Origin of the sequence: uncultured Maribacter sp. (assembly GCF_947495965.1) — a bacterium.
Classification (GTDB): Bacteria; Bacteroidota; Bacteroidia; order Flavobacteriales; family Flavobacteriaceae; genus Maribacter_B.
Genome location: NZ_CANMBB010000005.1, coordinates 255,312 through 275,937 on the forward strand (window position 1 = coordinate 255,312; position 20,626 = coordinate 275,937).

At 30.4% G+C, this 20,626-nt stretch carries 10 protein-coding genes; 2 read left to right on the forward strand and 8 right to left on the reverse strand.

What is annotated here, in order from left to right:
- Nucleotides 1-55: 55 nt before the first annotated feature.
- The 4 genes from Q0820_RS11985 to Q0820_RS12000 form a co-directional block, all read right to left on the reverse strand.
- Nucleotides 56-2,053, reverse strand: a complete 1,998-nt coding sequence (locus tag Q0820_RS11985) for an FG-GAP-like repeat-containing protein (protein WP_298487878.1) — start codon at nt 2,051-2,053, stop codon at nt 56-58.
- Nucleotides 2,054-2,072: 19 nt separating this feature from the next.
- Entirely contained in the window at nt 2,073-5,399 is a 3,327-nt protein-coding gene (locus Q0820_RS11990) for a VCBS repeat-containing protein (protein ID WP_298487879.1), read from the reverse strand.
- Between the two features lie 99 nt (nt 5,400-5,498).
- Entirely contained in the window at nt 5,499-7,046 is a 1,548-nt protein-coding gene (locus Q0820_RS11995) for a RagB/SusD family nutrient uptake outer membrane protein (RefSeq protein ID WP_298487880.1), read from the reverse strand.
- Nucleotides 7,047-7,070: 24 nt separating this feature from the next.
- A complete protein-coding gene (locus tag Q0820_RS12000; RefSeq protein ID WP_298487881.1) occupies nt 7,071-10,346 on the reverse strand; it encodes a TonB-dependent receptor in 3,276 nt (1,091 codons plus the stop codon).
- A gap of 265 nt (nt 10,347-10,611) precedes the next feature.
- On the opposite strand from Q0820_RS12000, the gene Q0820_RS12005 reads away from it, so the two are divergent.
- On the forward strand, nt 10,612-14,802 hold the full coding sequence (locus tag Q0820_RS12005; RefSeq protein WP_298487882.1) for a hybrid sensor histidine kinase/response regulator transcription factor: 4,191 nt from the start codon (nt 10,612-10,614) through the stop codon (nt 14,800-14,802).
- A 121-nt stretch (nt 14,803-14,923) separates the two neighbouring features.
- Entirely contained in the window at nt 14,924-15,817 is an 894-nt protein-coding gene (locus tag Q0820_RS12010; protein ID WP_298487883.1) for an AraC family transcriptional regulator, read from the forward strand.
- A gap of 3 nt (nt 15,818-15,820) precedes the next feature.
- Here the strand turns inward: Q0820_RS12010 and Q0820_RS12015 are convergent, their stop codons facing one another.
- Genes Q0820_RS12015 through Q0820_RS12030 form a run of 4 tightly spaced genes read right to left on the reverse strand, consistent with a single transcriptional unit; the run spans nt 15,821 to nt 20,618 of the window.
- Nucleotides 15,821-16,612 (reverse strand): SDR family oxidoreductase, encoded by a 792-nt coding sequence (locus Q0820_RS12015; protein ID WP_298487884.1) that lies wholly within the window; start codon nt 16,610-16,612, stop codon nt 15,821-15,823.
- 10 nt (nt 16,613-16,622) lie between these two features.
- The gene (locus tag Q0820_RS12020) at nt 16,623-17,633 is read right to left on the reverse strand and encodes a zinc-binding alcohol dehydrogenase family protein (protein ID WP_298487885.1); all 1,011 of its coding nucleotides are present in this window, start codon (nt 17,631-17,633) and stop codon (nt 16,623-16,625) included.
- Between the two features lie 32 nt (nt 17,634-17,665).
- On the reverse strand, nt 17,666-19,147 hold the full coding sequence (locus Q0820_RS12025) for an alpha-L-fucosidase (protein WP_298487886.1): 1,482 nt from the start codon (nt 19,145-19,147) through the stop codon (nt 17,666-17,668).
- Between the two features lie 19 nt (nt 19,148-19,166).
- Nucleotides 19,167-20,618 carry an alpha-L-fucosidase gene (locus tag Q0820_RS12030; RefSeq protein ID WP_298487887.1) on the reverse strand — a complete coding sequence of 484 codons (1,452 nt, stop codon included), beginning with the start codon at nt 20,616-20,618 and terminating at the stop codon, nt 19,167-19,169.
- Nucleotides 20,619-20,626 lie beyond the last annotated feature (8 nt).

Below are 20,626 nucleotides of genomic sequence, written 5' to 3' on the forward strand. Positions count from 1 at the left end.
AACCTCATGCTATTCTAAATAATTCACCGTAAATTATTTAATAGTTAAACTAAAGTTATTGAAACACCCCTTTAATTATATATTCTCTATTATCTGTTTTAACTAAAAAAAAATAAACACCAGAACTGTTAAATTTCTCAAAAATATTAGCATCATTTATTTCTAAAGTATTTTCTCCTGCATCTTTATATCCTTCAAAAAGTAATTTTATTCGTCCAGATATATCAGAAATGAAAATTTTTACATTTCCTTGTTTTTCAATTGTATATTTTAATACAGACTTATTTGTTATTGGGTTTGGGTAAAGAAGAGCTTTAGGGCTATTTTTATTTTTAACAACAGGATTTGTGTCTAATACTATTTTAAGCTTAGTATAAACATGAATACTATCTTTTCCTTTATTACTTTTAATAATATCTTTATAAATTCCTTCTTTCTTTATAAAATCTCCTAAAATATTAATACTATCTCCTTGAACTATTTCTTGCTCTTTATTTTTTAATTGTATCCAACTATCTTGACCTTCAATAATTTTTAATGAAACATTTATAGGAATATTTGTAAATACATCTTGTTTACCTCCCATCCATTCAACCACTATTTTTTTTACTAATTTACTGTCTCCTAGTCCAAAGTGTACTATATTACTATGAGTAGACAAATAACTAGATCCCCCATCTACTTCTCTTATAAGGGTTTCATTATCTGTTTCTAGAGAAATACGAGAACCGTATCCATTTTTATTAGACATAGTTCCTTCTAGCTTTATTGCTAAAAAATTATTTTCATTTTGTAGTTGATTTTCATAAAGCAAGGTATTCGCATTAGTTTGGTGATCTTTTGAAACAACTCCTAATAAAATATCCAAATCACCGTCATTATCAATATCTCCTGAACTTAACCCTCTACAATTTTCTGGTGTATCTATAGCAGCTTCCAATGAAATATCTTTAAAAAAACCACCTCCTATACCTTTATAAAGTTTATTTTTTTGATCTTGGGTAGTTAGTTTCATTATTTCTCCATTTGCAACAAACAAATCTAAATCCGTATCATTATTATAGTCAAAAAAAACTGTCCCCCAACTTGTACCCTCTAATGATACTAATTCTCTATCTTCACTAACATCCTTATAACTTATTGCTTCATTAATATTTTCATAAAAAGGATTTTTACTCATGTTTGTTATATAATAATCTAAATCTAAATCTTTGTCATAATCACCTATTGCTACTCCCATGGCATTAATATGAGCATCTACTTTTGCTTCTTTACCTATTTTTTTAAAACTCAATAGCGGATATTCATTAATATACAATTCATTAGGGAAAAATTTATATCCAAAATCATTAGCAACCATAATATCTAAATCACCATCGTTATCACAATCTGTAAAAGTAGTTGCCAAACCGCAACCAATATCTGCAACTCCCATTTGTTCTGCTACTTCTTCAAAAGTATTATTGCCTATATTTTTGTATAAAAAATTTTTTTGTCCTCCTTTTATATTCATATCAAAAGGAGGTTTTACAAAATCTACATAGTTTACAACATATATATCTAACAAACCATCTAGGTTATAATCTCCAAATGATGCAGATGTACTCCATGAAACATGATTAATACCTGCTTCTTTAGAAAAATTTATGAATGTCCCATCTCCATTATTTATAAATAATAAGTTTGCAGAATTTTCATTTGTTGTAATAAAAATATCTTCATCTCCATCATTATCTGTATCACCAACAATAACACCCATTGTCGTTATTCCAGAAACAATTAAGCCAGACTGGTTACTTACATCAGTAAATGAATTATCCCAATTATTTTTATATAGTTTAGTACCATTTTCTCCACCAATAAGTAAAATATCCTGATAATTGTCATTATTATAATCTATAAAAGCTGTTCCACCACTCATTAATCTACTATCCTTACAATAAGAAGAGATACCAGCATCTTTAGAAATTTCTTTAAATACCTGTGAGTTTATAAAATTAATCGTGAAGAATAGGCATAAAAATATTTGTGAACTTATATGTTTTTTTTTCATGATTATTGAATTAAATCTGTTACTTATTAATCTTAAAATATTTTACTTCTTCATTATTAATAGCTATTATTACACCTGTTTCTCCAGTTTTTTTATTTTTTATAAGCTGAATATCTTTAACATTATAGGGAACAAAAAATCCGCTTTCAAATGGTTTTGTTGTTTTAAAAGTGCCGTCTTTTTTTCCAATCATAAATACACCTGGTGAAGCATCTGCCCTTGTGGTTTCTACTTCAGCATCAAATTTATTACCCGCTATTAATAAATCTAGAATACCATCCTTATTAAAATCATTAGCCACAATACCATTAGCAACAGAAAATTGAGCTTCTTTTGGTAAAGGTATAATGCTAAACTTACCGCCATCATTTTTTAAAATAACACTACTAAATAAATGAGCTTCATATTTAAGAGCCTCATTAGTTTTTTCTTCCCCTAAGATGTTTTGTAAATTAGATTTTGCAAACTGATCATAGGTTCTAAATTTTTGAGTTAAACCTGGTATTTGTTGTGAAGAACAATCTATACCTCTTACTGGAACAATTGTGTCGTTATTATATTTTGCTAGAAAAATATCATTTGTTCCATTATCATCAAAATCATTAGCATATACAAAAAATGGTTTTTTTTCTGAAGCTTTAAACTTATAGTTTAAACCTAAATTTCCTGCAACAAAATCCATATCACCATCCCCATCATAATCAAAAGGAATAATTTTATTCCACCAACCTGCTGTTTTAGATAAATTATACTTACTTGTAACGTTTTTCCAACTATTATTTTCTTTTTTAAATATGGTTAATGGCATCCATTCGCCAACAATTATAAGTTCTTTTACACCATCATTATCAACGTCTGCTGCTGTTGCAGATGACACCATACCTATATTTGCAATTTCTGGTGCAATAGTTTTGGTAACATCTAAAAATTCACCTTTGTTATTTTCCAAAAAATAAGAATTGGGTGCTGCAGGATATTTATTTGGTAGTACTCTACCTGCCACAAATAAATCTAAATCACCATCGGAATCAAAATCTATGGGTACGGCACATGAGCCACTACTTTGTATTAATGGAATACCGCTTGATTTTAAAAATTTTCCTTGACCATTATTATAATACAATCTGTCTTGAAAATAATTAGGGATATCCGTTAGTTCATTTCCTCCACTAACTACGTATAAGTCCAAATCATTATCTCCATCTGCATCAAAAAAAACAGCACCTACATCCTCATGTTTTTTATCTTTATGAATCTGTGGTTGTTTTAATTTAATAAATTCTCCATTTATATTTTGAGTATAAGTTGCCCCTGCCTGCCCCATTGCACCTCCAATAAAAAAATCTTCTAAATCATCTCCGTTTATATCTCCAACAGATATGCAGGGCCCATTTTGAGATAGTTTATGAGGAAGTAATATTTGATCCTTATAATCATCATACTCATTTTCTACATGCTTAAATGGGTCTTTAATTTTTTCATCTGTCTTATCAACAAATAACAATGGAGATTTGTCTTGTTTTTTAGAAGAGTTATTTTGTTTGGCGCTGTTATAATTTAATGTAATTGTTTGGTTTACTTTTAAAGATTTTATTCTTGTAAATTTTCCATCTTTCCATTCTACTTGTAAACTATCAATCTTCTTATTTTTTCCTAGTCCAAAATGAATTGTAGGTTCTACAGATGATAAGTAACCTCTTACCGTTTTAAATTCATGATATTGTATTTCTTTACCATAATAAATTTTTATTTTAGATCCTAAACCTAAAACATTTTTAGTAGGACCTTTTAGTTTTATTTTTATATAGTTGTTTTTTAACTTATCTGCTCTATTTTTATAAAGGAAAGCTTTTCCTTCTAAATTATTTACTACTAAATCTAAATCGCCATCATTATCTAAATCTCCTACTGCTGCACCGTTAGAGAAACTTTTTTTGTTTAACCCCCAGTCTTTTGTTTTTTTGGAGAAAGTTAGATCTCCATTATTTTTATATATATAATTTGGAATCTTATTGGGTTTATAAAGGTTAATTATATATGCTGCATTTTCTTCATTAGATCTTTTTCTAACCGTTTTACTTTTCATGTATCTATTAAAAAAAGATTTTACGTCTTTATCCCAAACATCTCGTCTATAACCATTGGTAACAAAAAGGTCTCTATACCCGTCATTATCAAAATCACTTCCTAAACACGCCCAACTCCAGTCTGTTTTATCTATACCAGCTAATTGACCTATTTCACTAAAAAAACCATTCCCTTGGTTTAGTTGTAGTGTATTGTGCATATACTGTGTATGAAAACCGCTTTCTTGTAAATTTTTAAATAGTGGAATATTCATGGAAGCCATAGTAGTTTTAGATCTATAATAGTCTTCAGAAGTCATATCTAATTCTATGATATCTTCTAGTCCATCATTATTAATATCTACTACATCTAAACCCATGGCATAAAAAGAAGTGTGGTTTGTATATTCTTTAATGCTTTCTTTAAATGTATGATTACCCTGGTTTATGTATAAATAATCGTTTTCTAAATAATCATTAGAAACATAAATATCTATTAAACCATCATTATTAATATCTGTAGTTGAAACTCCTAATCCAAAAGAGAAATTATTTTTGATGCCTGCTTTTAAACCTATCTCTTTAAATTTCCCTTTATCATTTAAAAATAATTTGTCTCTATAAAGGTCATTCTCTTCTTTTTTTCCTTTAAGTACTTTTTTATAATCTAAAAAAAACTCATCTGGTCTATTTATTAAATACATATCCAAATCATTATCATTGTCCATGTCAAAAAATGAAGCCATCATGGAGTATCCATTATCATTTAAACCAAACTCCTTACTACGCTCATTAAATGTTAAATCTCCATTATTTATAAATAAGCTATTTTCTCTATTTTGCGTATCAGATTTGGGACCTCCTTTACTAATGTATATATCTAATAAGCCATCACCATTTACATCGGCCATTACAACACCATTACACCAGCCATTATCATCAGCTACACCTGCACTTTCTGTAATATCTTCAAATCTAAAATCTCCTTTATTTAAATATAGTTTGTTTTTAACTTCATTTCCCGTAAAATAAATATCTGATAGTCCGTCATTATTTATATCTCCAATAGCTACTCCTCCTCCGTTGTATACATTCTGAAATATGGCAAAAAAATTAGTATAATTTTCTTCTACTTGATTATTAAAATTTATTCCACTATGAGTTGGGTTAATAAGCGTAAAGAGTGGGCTTTTTGGGGAGGTATATTCACTATCTTTATCCGCTTTTTTAGGAGAACAACCCATAAGAAGTATAAAGAATAAAAAATAAGAAAACTTCATTGTTACATTTTTTATAATTAATAGGAAAAAAAAGCCCATTTCTAGTATATAAAATGGGCTTTAACTAACTAACTCTATTTAAAAAATTAAAAAAACTATTTAGTAACCTGAGTTTTGTTTTAAATTAGGGTTTCTTTCTAATGCTGGTTGCGGAATTGGCCACCTTAATTTATGAGGTGCCCAATTGGGAGCAGGATTAGGAAAAGCAGCTCCTTCTTGTATATTAATACCTAAAATAACCTCTTCCATTTTTCCAAATCTTATAAGATCAGCTTTTCTCCAACCTTCTAAGAAACCTTCTAATCTACGTTCATTTAATATTGCATCTGCAAATTCCTGTCTACCTGTTAAACTAACAAAATCTATAGGAGTTGCATTAGACCTTAATCTCACACGGTTTACAGTTTGATTCCATGTTGTAACCGTTAATTTATCTTGACCATTTAGTGCTTCTGCATAAAGTAATAAAACATCTGCATATCTAATAAATGGGTTATCAAAAGGGGTGTCACTTGTATAATTGTTAGGTTTTTCTGCATGCCATTTCCATCCAAAAAATTGAGAGGGGTTTGTTGTTCTTTCAACATTTGGATCATCTGAGAATGCCTCTTCTGGTGTGTAATCATTGGCATTGTGGTATGCAATATTATTTCTTCTTCTAACATCGTCTCTTTCATATGCAGCTTCTAATGTTGGATTTACAAAATGAGAGCCCCATCCAGCGCCATTTTCTAAACTTCCTCTTGGTCCTGCAAAACTACTAAGTTGCCCTCCACTATCAAGACCAGGGCCTTCCATACCCCATGCAAAAATAATTTCTTCACTCTGTTCATGGTCTAAGTCAAAAACCCAATTATATTCTTCTAAAAGATTATAAGTACCACTTGCAATGACCATCTCTAATTGTTCTTCTGCCAAAGCATAGTAAGATTCATCATTAATTGGATATCCCGTCATTTGCAAGTAAACTTTTGCTAACAAAGCTTGTGCTGCACCTTTAGTAGCACGTCCTTCGCCTTGCTTTTGTTCCAGAACTGATGATGCATCTTTAAGATCTTGTATAACTTGTGCATATACTTTATCTGCTGTAGTTTGTTCTACGTTAATATCATCAAGACTTATCGTTTCTTCAATAATTAATGGTATATTTTCCCAAGCTTGTACAGCCCAAAAATACAAAGATGCCCTTAAAAATTTTGCTTCTGCAATTATTCTATTTCTATCTGCAGGTTTTATAGAGTCATCAGGTAAATTACCAATTCTTCTTATTACACTATTACATTGGTTAATTGCCTTATACGTTTTTGACCAATGACTATATAAAGCTGGTTGTTGTGGTGACACTATATGTTGGTGAAATTCACCATAAACTTTTTCCCAAACATAAGGTACCAGTTCATCTACACCATAAATACCCCAATGGTTAGCCATCCCAGTTCCTCCTAAATCATTTTTAGACCCATGACTAAGATTATCCCTAGATAAATCATAAGCTCCATTTAAATATAATTCTGCAGTTTCTAAATCAACAATTAACTGCTCTGGGTTGGCAAATGTTGTTGGTTCTTCTATTAAGAAATCTTCTGAACACGATGCTATTACCAGCAATAATACTGGTAAAATAGTTGTTATTTTTACTTTCTTCATTTTATTTTTTTTACAATTGATAATTTAGAAACCTACCTGTACTCCTATTCTAAACTGACGAGATCTAGGATAAGAATCAATATCTTGCCCTGGTGTAATTTGATTTCCACCAACACTTACATCTGGATCATACCCTGTATAGTCAGATAATAAAAACAAATTATCTCCAGAGGCATAAATTCTTAAATTTCTTAAACCTATTTTTTCTAATACTGATTTAGGTATATTATATCCAAGTGTTATATTGGATAATCTAAGATAGCTAGCATCTTCTATTTGCGTAGAGTTGGCAGAAAAACCAAAGTCACCATCGGCATCTCCTAAAATAGACATAATATCAGAATCTGGATTTTCTGGAGTCCAACGATCTCTTATCCATCCTAATTTATTAAAATGTGGAATTGTCTGTGCACCACCTTTTTGTCTATTTTTATTGTATACCTCATTACCATAGGACCAATTCATTACAATACTAAGATCCAGGTTTTTGTATTTAAAATTATTGGTAAAACCACCATAATGATCTGGTTGTGTGTTCCCAAGAATTACACGGTCTTTATCATCTACAATATTGTCCCCATCTTGATCTACAAACTTAGGCATACCTGGTCTATATTTATCATAAGGAGCAGAAGTTACAGTCCCTTCTTTTAAAGTATAAAATTGAGAGTACCAACCTTGAGTTCCTCCATTAGAGTTAATCAAATCTGCTGCTTCTTGATTGGTTAAACCATCAAATTCTACAAAATCACTATAGGTATAAACACCATCTCTTTCATAACCAAAAAACGAGCCTAATGGTTCTCCTTCTCTTAAAATAAAATCTGATGTAGATTTGTTTCCAAACCCGTTAAAAAATAGTTCTTCCGTAGTTACAAGATCATCTATAGTATTACGGTTAAAACTTATATTAAAATTAGAAGTCCATTTAAAATTTTCTGTATCTACATTAATTGTATTCAATGAAAACTCTAACCCTCTATTAGACATGGCTCCAGCATTTTCTATAGATCCTGTAAAACCAGAAGTTTCAGGTATTGGCTTAAATAATAAAAGTCCATCTGTTTTTTTTATATAATAAGTTGCATCTAAAGACACTCTATTATCAAACAAACCAAAAGAAATTCCAAAATCTGTTTGCTTTGTAGTTTCCCATGTTAAATTATCTTGTTGTAACCTATCAAGAAGAGCTCCTGATTGGACTTGATTCCCCCCAAATGTGTAAGGTGTAAATATCGCAGCTCCTAAAACAGAATAACTAGCTATAGAGTTGTTACCTGTTTCCCCATAGGTTGCTCTTAATTTTAAATCACTTAAAGTTGTAAAATTAGCCATAAATGGCTCTTCACTAACTTTCCATGCTACCGCTGCTGAAGGGAAAAAACCCCACTTTTGAGCAAAATTTGAAGACCCATCATAACGACCACTTAAAGTAAGTAAGTATTTATCCTTAAATTTATAATTAACACGTCCTAAATAAGACGATATACTTCTCTCATCCCTACCTGTATCAGTTTTGTTTGATACTGCAGCAGATTCTAATGCATCTAAATTTACACCTGGCAAATCAAAACCATCTGAACTAACCTTAAGCTGTTCGTTAACATTAAATTGACGCTCATGAACTGCTGTAGCAATTAAATTATGATCTCCAAATGTTTTATTATAAGTTAAATTAAAGTCACCTATAATATTGGTGTTTTGTGAATGTTGATAAAATGCTCTACCACCTGCACTTGCTCCCCAACCATACTTTTCAGAATAGTAAGCTTTACCTCTACTAGACCATATACTACCACCAAGAGTAGCTTTTGCCGTTAAACCTTCCATCAATTTATAGGAAAGGTATGATTGTGCAAATGCTTGAAACTCATTACGAATATTAGTATCGCCAAATAATGTAATTTTAGGATTTACTATATCTCCATTTCTTAAAGATATAATCCTACCTCTTTCATCAAACTCTGCCCCTTCTACAAATTCTTCATTATAAGGACCTTGTACCGGAGCATATAACAAAGCTCCAGTAAGCAAACCGTTTTGCCCACCTCCATTAGAAGATGATGCCGAAACAACCCCACTATTTTTTGTAAAACCTGTATTAATAGATAAACCAGCTTTTAATTTAGAAGTAACATTTTGATCTACCCTTAAATTGGTAGAAAATCTTTCAAAACTAGAATTTTCTACAATTCCTTTTTGATTTAAATAACCAACAGATCCACTATACTTAGTTTTTTCATTTCCTCCATTAAAACCTAATCTATAACTATTAACTGTTGCAGGTCTTATAACTTCGTCTAACCAATTTGACACTATTACCCTGTCATCATTTGCCGTAAAAGGCACTCCAGACTCATCTCTAAAAGTATCAATCCCTGTATCTTCAGGTCCTGCATTTGGATCATAAGGAGAAAACTCATTTCTCCAATCAATAAACTCCTGAGGAGATAAAACATCTATCTTTCTAGCAACACTAGAAATTCCTGTAAAAGTCTCAAAATTTAATTCCGATTTTCCTACCTTACCTTGTTTTGTAGTTATTATAATTACTCCATTTGCGCCCCTTGCTCCATAAATTGCAGTTGCAGATGCATCTTTTAAAACCTCTATAGACTCTATATCTGCTGGATCAATTGTACTTAATGGACTAGAAAAGCTATTTCCTATCCCAAGACTTGAAGAATTACCAGAACCTAATAACTGAAAACCATCAATAACATAAAGAGGATCACTACTTGCGTTTATAGAAGTTCCTCCCCTAATTCTTATTTTAGACGCAGAACCAGGAGCTCCTTGAGATGAAGTTATTTGTACACCTGGTGCTTTAGCAACAAGACCTTGCTCAAAAGAAACAGATTGTACAGGGTTCATATCTTCACTTTTAAGAGAGACAACAGAGCCTGTAAGGTCTTTTCGTTTTATTTCACCGTAACCAATTAGCACAACCTCATCTAATTGTTCACTGTCTACCTTCATCACAATATTAATAACGGATTGATTAGCAACTAATATACTGCGATCCGAAAAACCTATATAGGTAAAATTAAGCACCGCATCTGGCCCAGAAACAACAATAGAATAATTTCCATCAAAATCTGTTACAGTTCCTTTAGTAGAGTTTTTAACGACAACTGAAACGCCAGGAAGTGCCATTCCATCTTCTTCAGAAGTTATTTTACCTGTAATGGTAGTTTGCGCAAAAATACTTCCTTGCAACATAAAAACAAACAATGTAAGGACAACTTTTAAATAAGGAATCCTTAAATTATTCAATAAAATTGGTATTACATGTTTCATAAAATTTTAGTTTAATTTGTTATTGGTTTACTGGTGTTAAAATTAAGTTAACATAGATGTAGGCTATTAAACTAAATAATAGAATAAAAGAAGGTAGAATAAAAAATAAAAGGTATTTGATTAAAAAAAACAATGGTAAATACATTCATTGATTTTTAAACTTCACTTTTCTTTAATTATATAGTAAATTGTTTTAAGGTATTATTAAAACAATAACAATTACTAATTACATTATATTTAAAATATTAAGAAATTTTTTATCCGTATGCTAAAGAGTAATCCTTTTAAAATAAAATATTTACTATTACTTGTATTCCACATTTACTTTTACGGTAGCTCCCAAGAATTTAGCAATCACTTTGATAAACTGAATACAAGAAACGGATTGTCGCAGAGTGATGTTAGGACTCTTTACCAAGATAAAGCAGGGTATATTTGGATTGGCACATATGACGGTTTAAACAAATACGATGGGTATTCTATAAAAGTTTACAGAAAAACACTTGGGAATTTAAATTCCCCTAGCAGTAATTTAATTAGCTGTATTACCGAAGATTCTATAGGAAATATTTGGTTTGGAACAGATGACCAAGGTTTATCTAAATTTGAAAGAAGTACAGGTAATTTTTACCATTATAAAAATACAACAGAGAACCCAAATTTTTTATCGGATAATGAAATTACCTCATTAGTAATAGATAAAAAAGGTTTTATCTGGGCTGGAACCCCTAATGGCTTAAATAAATTAGAAATAAACCCTAAAACAAAAAAGGTAAAAAATCAAATTTATAAAAAAGGAGAAGATTACTATGGTGCAATTCAAAATGATAAAATTTCATGTTTATATAATGATGAATTTGATAATATATGGATAGGTACAGAAAGTGGTCTTTCTCGCTTTATTGGTAACAGTAGTGATAATAAAGGGCAGTTTCAAAACTACAACATGGAAATACCTAGACAGGTAAAATCTATTCAAGAAACTTCAAATAGTATAATTATAAGTGCACATAATATTTATGAATTAAAAAAGACCGATATAAATAAGAGTAACCCAACCATTAATTATTTAGGAGAAATACACGCTTATAAATTATTAGTTTATGATGAAAATACTATATGGTGCGCAACAAGTAATGGCGTTGTTATTTTATCCTATGATGGCTGTGAAATAAAAAAAATTAAACATTTTACAAATCAATGGGGTAACCAAGAAAGCTTAAGTAATGACAATGTTCTTGACCTTATTAAGGATTCTTCTGGGATAATATGGATTGGCACCAATGGTGGTGGCATAAATATTTATAAACCAAATAGAAGAAATTTTAGACACTACCGCCGTAATGAAAGTAAAAATAGCATCTGTAGAAATAAAATTAGAACAATTTATGAAGATTCTAATTGTAATCTTTGGATTGGTACAGAAGATGGGGAGAGTTTAAATTTTTTACCCAAAGAAAATGCTGAAAATTATGAAACAGGATTTAAAAGAATTAAAACACCCCTTACTCCTGGTGTTCAAAGACAAGTTTTTTCTATAAATGAGATTAAATCTTCAAATGAATCTACCTTGTTAATAGGGGCAGGTTATCCCAATAATTTTATATATGGAAAAAACAAACAAGTAGTTAATGAAATATTTTTATCAGGAACCAATACTATAAAGCTCAAAGAACAAGTTTACGCCTCTTTAGTAGATGCAAAAAATGTAGTTTGGTTAGGCACTTATCATGGGGGTTTATTTAGATATGAATTAGATGCTAATGGAATAGTATTAAACCAAGCAAACTTTAAGTTTCAATCAGATAACGAAACTTCAATTTCTTCTAATATAATCCGAAGTTTAGCACAGGATCATAATGGGAATATATGGATTGGCACTGCTAATGGTTTAAATAAACTTACACCTCAAGAACAATCTAAAGCTAATCCAAATTTTATTAAATATTTTCACGATAACACTAATAAATACTCTATAAGTCATAATTATATCCTACCAATTTTTGTGTCAGCTAAAGGTCAAATTTGGGTTGGAACTTTAGGAGGCGGGCTTAATAAAGTTATTACCCCATCTGGATCTAATGAAGATCACTTTATATCTTATAGTACTTTAGATGGTTTACCTAATAACGTAATAAAAGCAATTCTTGAAGATGACAATGGTAATCTTTGGTGCTCCTCTAATAAAGGTTTAACAAGATTTTCCCCTGAAAAATTAGAATTTCAAAATTTTGGATTGGAGGACGGATTACAAGATATGGAATTTTCTGAGCTTGCAGCTTACAAAAGGGCATCAGGGGAAATGCTTTTTGGTGGTATTAATGGATTTAATGCCTTTTACCCTAAAGAAATTTTATCGGATAAGTTTAATGTTAATTTGGTATTTCAAAATCTGCAAATTTTAAATGAAAACGTTAAAATAAAAGACACTATAAATGGCCGTGTAATTTTACCTAGAGATATTAATGAAATTGATGAATTAACATTAAAACACAAAGAAAGAAGTTTTTCAATTGGTTTTTCTACATTACACTATGCTGCTCCGCAACAAAATAAATACGCATATAAACTTGAAGGTTTTGATTCTGATTGGATTTACACTACAGCATTAAATAGAATTGCAAAATATACAAATCTTTCCCCCGGAAAATACACCTTAAAAGTTAAAGCTTCCAATAATAATGGGTATTGGAGCAACAATGAACTGCAATTAGGAATAAAAATTAAATCTCCTTGGTGGGCTTCAACTTTATCACTCATCATATATAGTATTGTACTTCTTGGAGGGTTATGGCTATTTAGAAAGTTTACTATTATTAAAACAACTAAGAAAAATCAATATGTTGTAGAAGCAATGGAGAAGCAAAAAATAGAAGAACTAAACCAACTAAAATTAACATTTTTTACAAATATTTCTCATGAATTTCGTACACCATTAACATTAATTATAGGGTTTATAGAAAGATTACAAACATTTTCTGCAACTATACCCGAACAAAACAGACAAAAATATTACGATAAAATTTTTAAAAATTCTAAAATTTTATTAAAACTAATTAACCAGCTAATTGGCTTTAGAAAACTAGAACACGGTAAATTAAATCTAAAAGTTTCATATAGTAACTTAACTAATTTTATTTCACTACTAAGTGAAAATTTTAATGAGGTTGCCAATAAAAAACAAATTAAATTCAATGTACATTATGAAAAACAAATAAACACATGGTTTGACCCCGAAATTATTGAACGCGTAATATTTAATCTACTATCTAACGCCTTTAAGTTTACTTCTGTAAAAGGTGAAATTAATGTAAAATTATATTCTGATGATGATTACGCCTACATTGAAGTAAAAGATAATGGTAAAGGTATACCCCAAGAAGTTCAGGAACATATTTTTGAACGGTTTTCAAACACAAACTCAGGAGGTAAATTTGGTTCTGGAATAGGGTTGTCTTTTATTAAAAATTTAATAGAAATACACCATGGTAACATTACATTTAAATCAATTGAAGAAAGAGGAACCACCTTCAAAGTTATCTTACCTATGGATAAAAACACCTACAATTATGTTGAAATAACAGAAGAAGATATAACGCTTATAGGCGAAATAAAAAATCAACATTGGCTCTTACCAAGTATTGACACAGATGAAATTATTAACATAGAAACCGAAAACACTAAATTTCAAACTATTTTACTTGTTGAAGACAACAAGGATATTCTTTACTTTCTAGAAGAAACATTTAAAAATAGATTTAATATTTACAAAGCCGAAGAGGGTAAACAAGCTTTTGATATCTGCTTGGATAATAATATAGATTTGGTTATTAGTGATATTATGATGCAAGGTATGGATGGTTACTCCTTTTGTGAAAAACTAAAGTCTGATCAAAGAATAAACCATATTCCTATAATATTGCTTACTGCAAAAAACACTTCTGAAAGCAAAATTAAAGGCTACTCATTAGGAGCAGAAGCATACATATCTAAACCTTTTAATTTAAAGGAATTAGAAGCCCGTATTGAAGCCTTATTAGAATCAAGAAATAATGTTATCAAAAAATTTAAAAATGAAATAGAAATTTCTCCTTCCGAAGTAGGTTTAACTAGTATAGATGAAAGATTTATTAATAGAGTAATGTCTTGTATAGAAAAAAACATTTCTAACTCCGGTTTTACCGTAGAAATATTATCTAAAGAATGTGGGCTAGGTCGTATGGAACTTAACAAAAAACTTAAAGCTTTAGTTGGTTTTACCTCCAATGCTTTTATAAGGAATATTAGAATAAAACGTGCAGCCCAATTACTACAAAAAAATATGTATTCAGTGTCAGAAATCATGTATGAAGTAGGTTTTAACGATCCGCAATATTTCAGAGAAACTTTTAAAAAACAAATGGGTGTAACCCCATCGGTTTATAAAAAAAATAAGTTAAAAAGAAATGAGGTTTAAACTTTCATATTTACCAAGAAAAATTAAAGAAAAGGTAGATTAGAAAATCATGAGGAATGTAACGTAAACTACCACAAAATAATTTTAATTATTTATGTTTAAATAAATTAAATTGTAAAAAATGAAACCCCAACTTATTAAAGTACCCAACAAAACAAATGCATCTTTATATATAGCAAATGAAAGGGTTCCTTATTTTTACAACCCTTTTCATTATCATAGTAAATTAGAACTCACTTATATTATAGAGAGTTCTGGAACAAGATATATTGGAAATCATGTACAAAAATTTAATCCAGGAGAGCTAGTTCTTGTAGGACCTAATGTACCCCACTGCTGGAAAAATGACTCTTCCTATTTTAGTGAAAAATCTATACAAAAAGCACATGCTATTGTAATTCATTTTGACCTTAACTTCTTAGGGGAAAGTTTTTGGCAAGTTTCCGAAATGATTTTAATTAAAAGACTTCTTTCTGAATCTAAATCTGGAATAAAATTTAGTAAAAAAATAACCAATTCTGCACTACAAAAATTAATAAATCTAGAGCACCTTACAGACCCTTTAAAATTAATTAGTTTTATTGAAATACTAGAACTATTAAGTAATGACAATAAACGGAAACTTTTAAGTTCTACACCTATTGATTATTCTATAAAAGATAAAAATTTAATTAAAATAAATAATATTCTTAATTATATTTCTAATAATTATAAGGAAGATCTTTCTATACAACAACTTTCAGAAATCACTCACTTAACTCCCAATGCGTTTTGTAGGTATTTTAAAAAACATACCCGAAAAACATTTAAAGAATACTTAAACGAACTTCGAATATCCAACGTTTGTAAATTTTTACAAGAAACAGATATGAGTATAAATGAAATTGCTTATTCTAGTGGTTATAATAACCTTTCTCATTTTATAAAAATGTTTAAAAAATTTAAAAACATACAACCCAATCAATACAGAAAAAAAATACAAGAAACTAAAAGTATAAATAATAAAACTATTTAATTCTTATTCTGTAAGTAGAGACCTATCTAAATGTACATACCCCCCATCACAGAAAATGAACTGCCCTGTGGTATGAGATGATTTATTTGAAATTGTAAACAAACATGTATTTGCAATTTCATCGGGTGTAGTCATTCTATTCTCTAATGGAATTTTATCTACTATAGATTTCAATAACTCTTTACCATTTTCTTGTGCTCTAATCCAATTATCATACGCAGGCGTCCAACTCTCTGCAATAATAATAGCATTAACTCTAATAGCATCTTTTATTAAGTCTACAGCCCATTCTCTAGTTAATCCAAGAATCCCTCCTTTCGCAGCTGCATAACCAGAAGTTCTCCCTTGGCCTGTAAGGGCAACTTTAGAACCTATGTTTAATATATTTCCCTTAGATTTTTTTAAATAAGGAAGAGCATATTTAACAACTAAAAAGTAACTCACCATATTTAATTTTAAAGAATTCATAAAATCTTCATAAGACGCATCTAAACCAACCCCATCATTTACTCCTACGTTATTTATAACAACGTCTATTTTTTGATGCTTTTCAATGATACTATCTAAAGCGTTTTTTATCTGATTAGGATCCGTAACATCAGTTTGGCAAAACATAGCATCAACACCTCTTTTCTTCAACTCATCTATATATTCAAAACCTCTAGCATTTCTGTCTATTACCGCAGGGATTGCTCCTTCATCAGCCAATTTCTGTAAAATAGTTTCCCCTATACTACCTTTAATTCCTGCAGCACCTGATATAACTACTACCTTTCCTTTTAAATTTAAATCCATAAAAAAATATCTAATTAAAGTTAACAGTTGCCTTAATTACACCTGTTTCTGGTTTTAACCAACTATCAAAATCATTTATCATTTCTGTAAAAGGAACGCTGTGTGTAATAAAAGATTCTGTTGGAAACTGATTTAAAACGCTTATAACATGCTCAAAATCTTCCGTAGTAGCATTTCTACTACACATTATTGTAATTTCTTTAGCATGTATTTTTGGATGGTTATAAGTAAGCTCTCCTTTAGATAAACCTACTAGAATAAAACGCCCACCATGCGCCATATAATCTGGTCCTGTTTCTAACGCGAATTTATTGCCAGAGGCATCAAAAACAGCCGTTGCCATATCTCCATTTGTAATTTCCTCAATTTCTTTAACAGGGTTTTTACTTACGTTAACCGTATAATCAACTCCAATTTTATCTTTAGCGTATTTTAGACGATCTTCATTCATATCTAATGCAATAATTTTTGCACCAGCAATTTGAGCCAATTTCATAATACCAATTCCAATGGGGCCGCAACCTACAACAACTATAAACTCATCTTTTTGAACAGCTGCCCTTCTAATAGCATGTGCCCCAATTGCTAAAGGCTCTACAATAGCCATTTGATCATTAGAAAGATTATTTGCAGGTAACAATATATTTGAAGGCACCGTTATTTGTTCTTGCATACCACCATCCGTATGTATGCCCAAAACTTTAATATTTGTGCAACAATTGGTTTTACCGTTTCTGCAAGCAATACACGTATTACAACTTAAATAAGGCATAATAACAACATTATCACCTGCTTTAAGACCTCTTTCATTCTCCCCAATTTCTAATATTTCTGAAGCTAATTCGTGTCCTAATATTCTAGGGTAGGTAAAATAAGCTTGATCTCCACTATAGGCATGCAAATCCGTACCGCAGATACCAACTTTATTAATTTGTAAAAGCGCTTCATGTTCTTTTCTAGTAGGAGCTTCTTTTTCTTTTAGAATAAATTCTCCTGGTTTTTCACAAACAATATATTTCATGAATAAATATCATTTTTTTTAGTATTATATATTTAATCCATTAAGGATTTCCCTACTTCTAATTCTGCTACAATAGCTTTATCACCATTGGCTTCAAGTATTTCTAATTTAAGGTATCTTACATCAGATTTCGGAAATGCTATAGTTCTATATTTGGAGTTAACTTCCCATTTTTGAGTAGCTAATTCTTGGTAACTCTTATTATCTTTACTTCCATATACTTTAGCAAATGTAATATTACCTTCTGCCAAAGCAGTCTCTGGTGCCGGTTTGCATCTATGATTAGGCACTACTGTTAATACATCAATATCGCTTACTACTTCTCCTAAATCTATGACAATATTTTGTGGGAAATTTGTATCTGATTCCCAATGAAAATGATCCGTTTTTACTTGTTTTGCATCATATAAATTTTCGGATTTTCCGCTACTAGCGCTTACTGATTGTATTGGAGCAGTAGTTATTATTTGTGGGCCTTGATTAGGCAAACTTGCCCTAGATAAATTTGGTTTCCACTTGCTACCAATTTCTGCAAGCATATTTATATAAATAGGATCTAGAAGACCGTCTCTATTGGGCATACAATTCAACATAAAATTACAATATCTATCTTCACAATCATTAAGTTTTTTCAAAATGGTTTCTACGCCATCTCCTTTTATTAAACCATTTGGTGTTTTTTCATTCCAAAACCAACCATTACCTTTAACACTACAATGCCCTAAAGCAGATGCCATAGTATTGCCTTCCGCTGGGTACGCTCCAAAGGGACCTTCAAAATAAGGGATATCCATATGATAAGGAGCTTGTAAATGTGTGTGGTCTGTTATTAAACAATCTGGTTGTAATTCTCTTATTAAGGCTCTAATTTCATGATATGGTACTTCTTTATGCCCCATTCTCCAAAACCATCCGTCCATTACAAAATAATCAACTTTACCATAATTTGTAAGTAACTCTGTAATTTGTCCTTTTATAAAGCCTAATTTTTCTTCATCTATCCTATCTTTTTCAACATCATTAGTACTATCCCAAATAGAATAATACAAACCTACACCTAATCCTTTAGCTCTAAAAGCATCTACATATTGGCGCACTATATCTTTTTTATAAGGTGTTGAGGCTACATCATAGTCTGAATATTTAGTATCCCACAAAGCAAAACCTTCATGATGCTTGGTGGTTAATAATCCAAACTTCATACCCGCAGAAACTGCTGCTTCTGCCCATTGGTTACAATCTAACTTTTGAGGATTAAAGGATTCTATAGGATAATTAGCTTCACCCCATTCTGCACCATAAGACATGATATTATAGCAAATAAACATCCCAAAACGTTTATCTATAAATTCCTCTTTTAATTGCTGCGGGGATTTATTAATTACAGTATTCGTTTTCTTAACTTCATCATTTGCTACTGAAGTAGTTTCTTTCTTAGCGTCTTTACAAGTTATAAATAACATTGAAAACAATACAACTGTTACCTGAAATAAAATTCTATTTATTTTCTGCATTTTATAAATTTTTTATTAGTTAATAAGATGTTCTTCCTATCTCTAATTCGTTAATTATTGCTGAAGGTCCGTTAGCTTCTAGAATTTCTAGTTTTAGGTACCTAGCATTACTCTTTTTAAAACTCATAGCTCTATATTTAGCATCGGGTTTCCAACTTTGCATACCTACCTCTTCAAAATTCTTATTATCTACACTTGTGTATATCTTGCATTTTGTTATATTACCTTCTGCTAAAGCTATTTGTGGTGGCGGTTCACTCCTATGATTTTGAACCGCAACTAAGACGTCTAAATTGTTTTGAACTTTTCCTAAATCCATCAAAATAGTCTGAGGGAATATAGAGTCAGATTTCCAAACATTAAAATTACCGCCTTCTATTTGACGACTATCAATAAGATGTGCTGCTATACCGCTACTTGTTTTTACAGATTTAATAGGTACAGATACAGCCACTTGCGGCCTATCGTTAGGCAATGGTTTTCTAGTAGTGTCTTCTTTCCATTTTTTTCCTATTTCAGAAAGCATATTAATATACAGTGTATCTAATTGTCCGTCTCTATTAGGCATACAATTCAACATAAAGTTACAATACCTACTTTCACAAGTTATTAGTTTATTAACCACAGTATCTACGCCGTCATTTGGTTTCATTCCATTTGGGGTTTCTTCATTCCAAAACCATCCATTACCTTTTACACTACAGTGACCTAGTGTAGTTGCCATAGTATTATCTTCTGGAGGATAAGCTCCCAATGGGCCTTCAAAATAAGGAATATCCATATGGTAAGGTGCTTCTAAATGGGTGTGGTCTGTAATTAAACATTCTGGTTGGAGTTCTCTAATTAATTCTCTTATTTCATGATAAGGCACTTCGTTATGTCCTATACGCCAAAACCAACCATCTATTACAAAATAATCTACTTTACCATAATTTGTAAGCAACTCTGTAATTTGACCTTTTATAAATTGTAACTTTTTATTGTCTATACTATCCTTAACAATATCATGTGTAGAATCCCAAATAGAATAATATAAACCTATTCCTAAATTTTTTTCTCTAAATGCATCTACGTATTGTTTAACAATATCTTTTTTATACGGAGTAGATGCAACATCATATTTGGTATATTCACTATCCCAAAGACAAAAACCTTCGTGATGTTTGGTGGTTAAAAGACCATATTTCATTCCCGCGGAAACTGCTGCTTCTGCCCATTGGTTACAATCTATTTTTTGGGGGTTAAAGGATTCTATAGGGTAATTAGCTTCCCCCCAATAAGCACCATAGGACATAATATTATAACATATAAACATCCCAAAACGCTGGTCTATAAACTTACTTTGTAATTGATGTAGTGTTTTTTTGGAATTAGATTGCTTTGAAATAGAGTTGCTTTTTTTTGTATTACAACTAACTAGATTTATTAAAAGCACCAGTATCGCTAAACTATTAAAAAAATTACGTGTCATTTTATATT

Excerpts from the sequence above, each read along its gene's own strand:
- Q0820_RS12015 (WP_298487884.1), bottom strand. The coding sequence starts at position 16,612 with ATGGATTTAAATTTAAAAGGAAAGGTAGTAGTTATATCAGGTGCTGCA.
- Q0820_RS12005 (WP_298487882.1), top strand. The coding sequence starts at position 10,612 with ATGCTAAAGAGTAATCCTTTTAAAATAAAATATTTACTATTACTTGTA.
- Q0820_RS12020 (WP_298487885.1), bottom strand. The coding sequence starts at position 17,633 with ATGAAATATATTGTTTGTGAAAAACCAGGAGAATTTATTCTAAAAGAA.
- Q0820_RS12000 (WP_298487881.1), bottom strand. The coding sequence starts at position 10,346 with ATGAAACATGTAATACCAATTTTATTGAATAATTTAAGGATTCCTTAT.
- Q0820_RS12030 (WP_298487887.1), bottom strand. The coding sequence starts at position 20,618 with ATGACACGTAATTTTTTTAATAGTTTAGCGATACTGGTGCTTTTAATA.
- Q0820_RS12025 (WP_298487886.1), bottom strand. The coding sequence starts at position 19,147 with ATGCAGAAAATAAATAGAATTTTATTTCAGGTAACAGTTGTATTGTTT.
- Q0820_RS11995 (WP_298487880.1), bottom strand. The coding sequence starts at position 7,046 with ATGAAGAAAGTAAAAATAACAACTATTTTACCAGTATTATTGCTGGTA.
- Q0820_RS11990 (WP_298487879.1), bottom strand. The coding sequence starts at position 5,399 with ATGAAGTTTTCTTATTTTTTATTCTTTATACTTCTTATGGGTTGTTCT.
- Q0820_RS12010 (WP_298487883.1), top strand. The coding sequence starts at position 14,924 with ATGAAACCCCAACTTATTAAAGTACCCAACAAAACAAATGCATCTTTA.
- Q0820_RS11985 (WP_298487878.1), bottom strand. The coding sequence starts at position 2,053 with ATGAAAAAAAAACATATAAGTTCACAAATATTTTTATGCCTATTCTTC.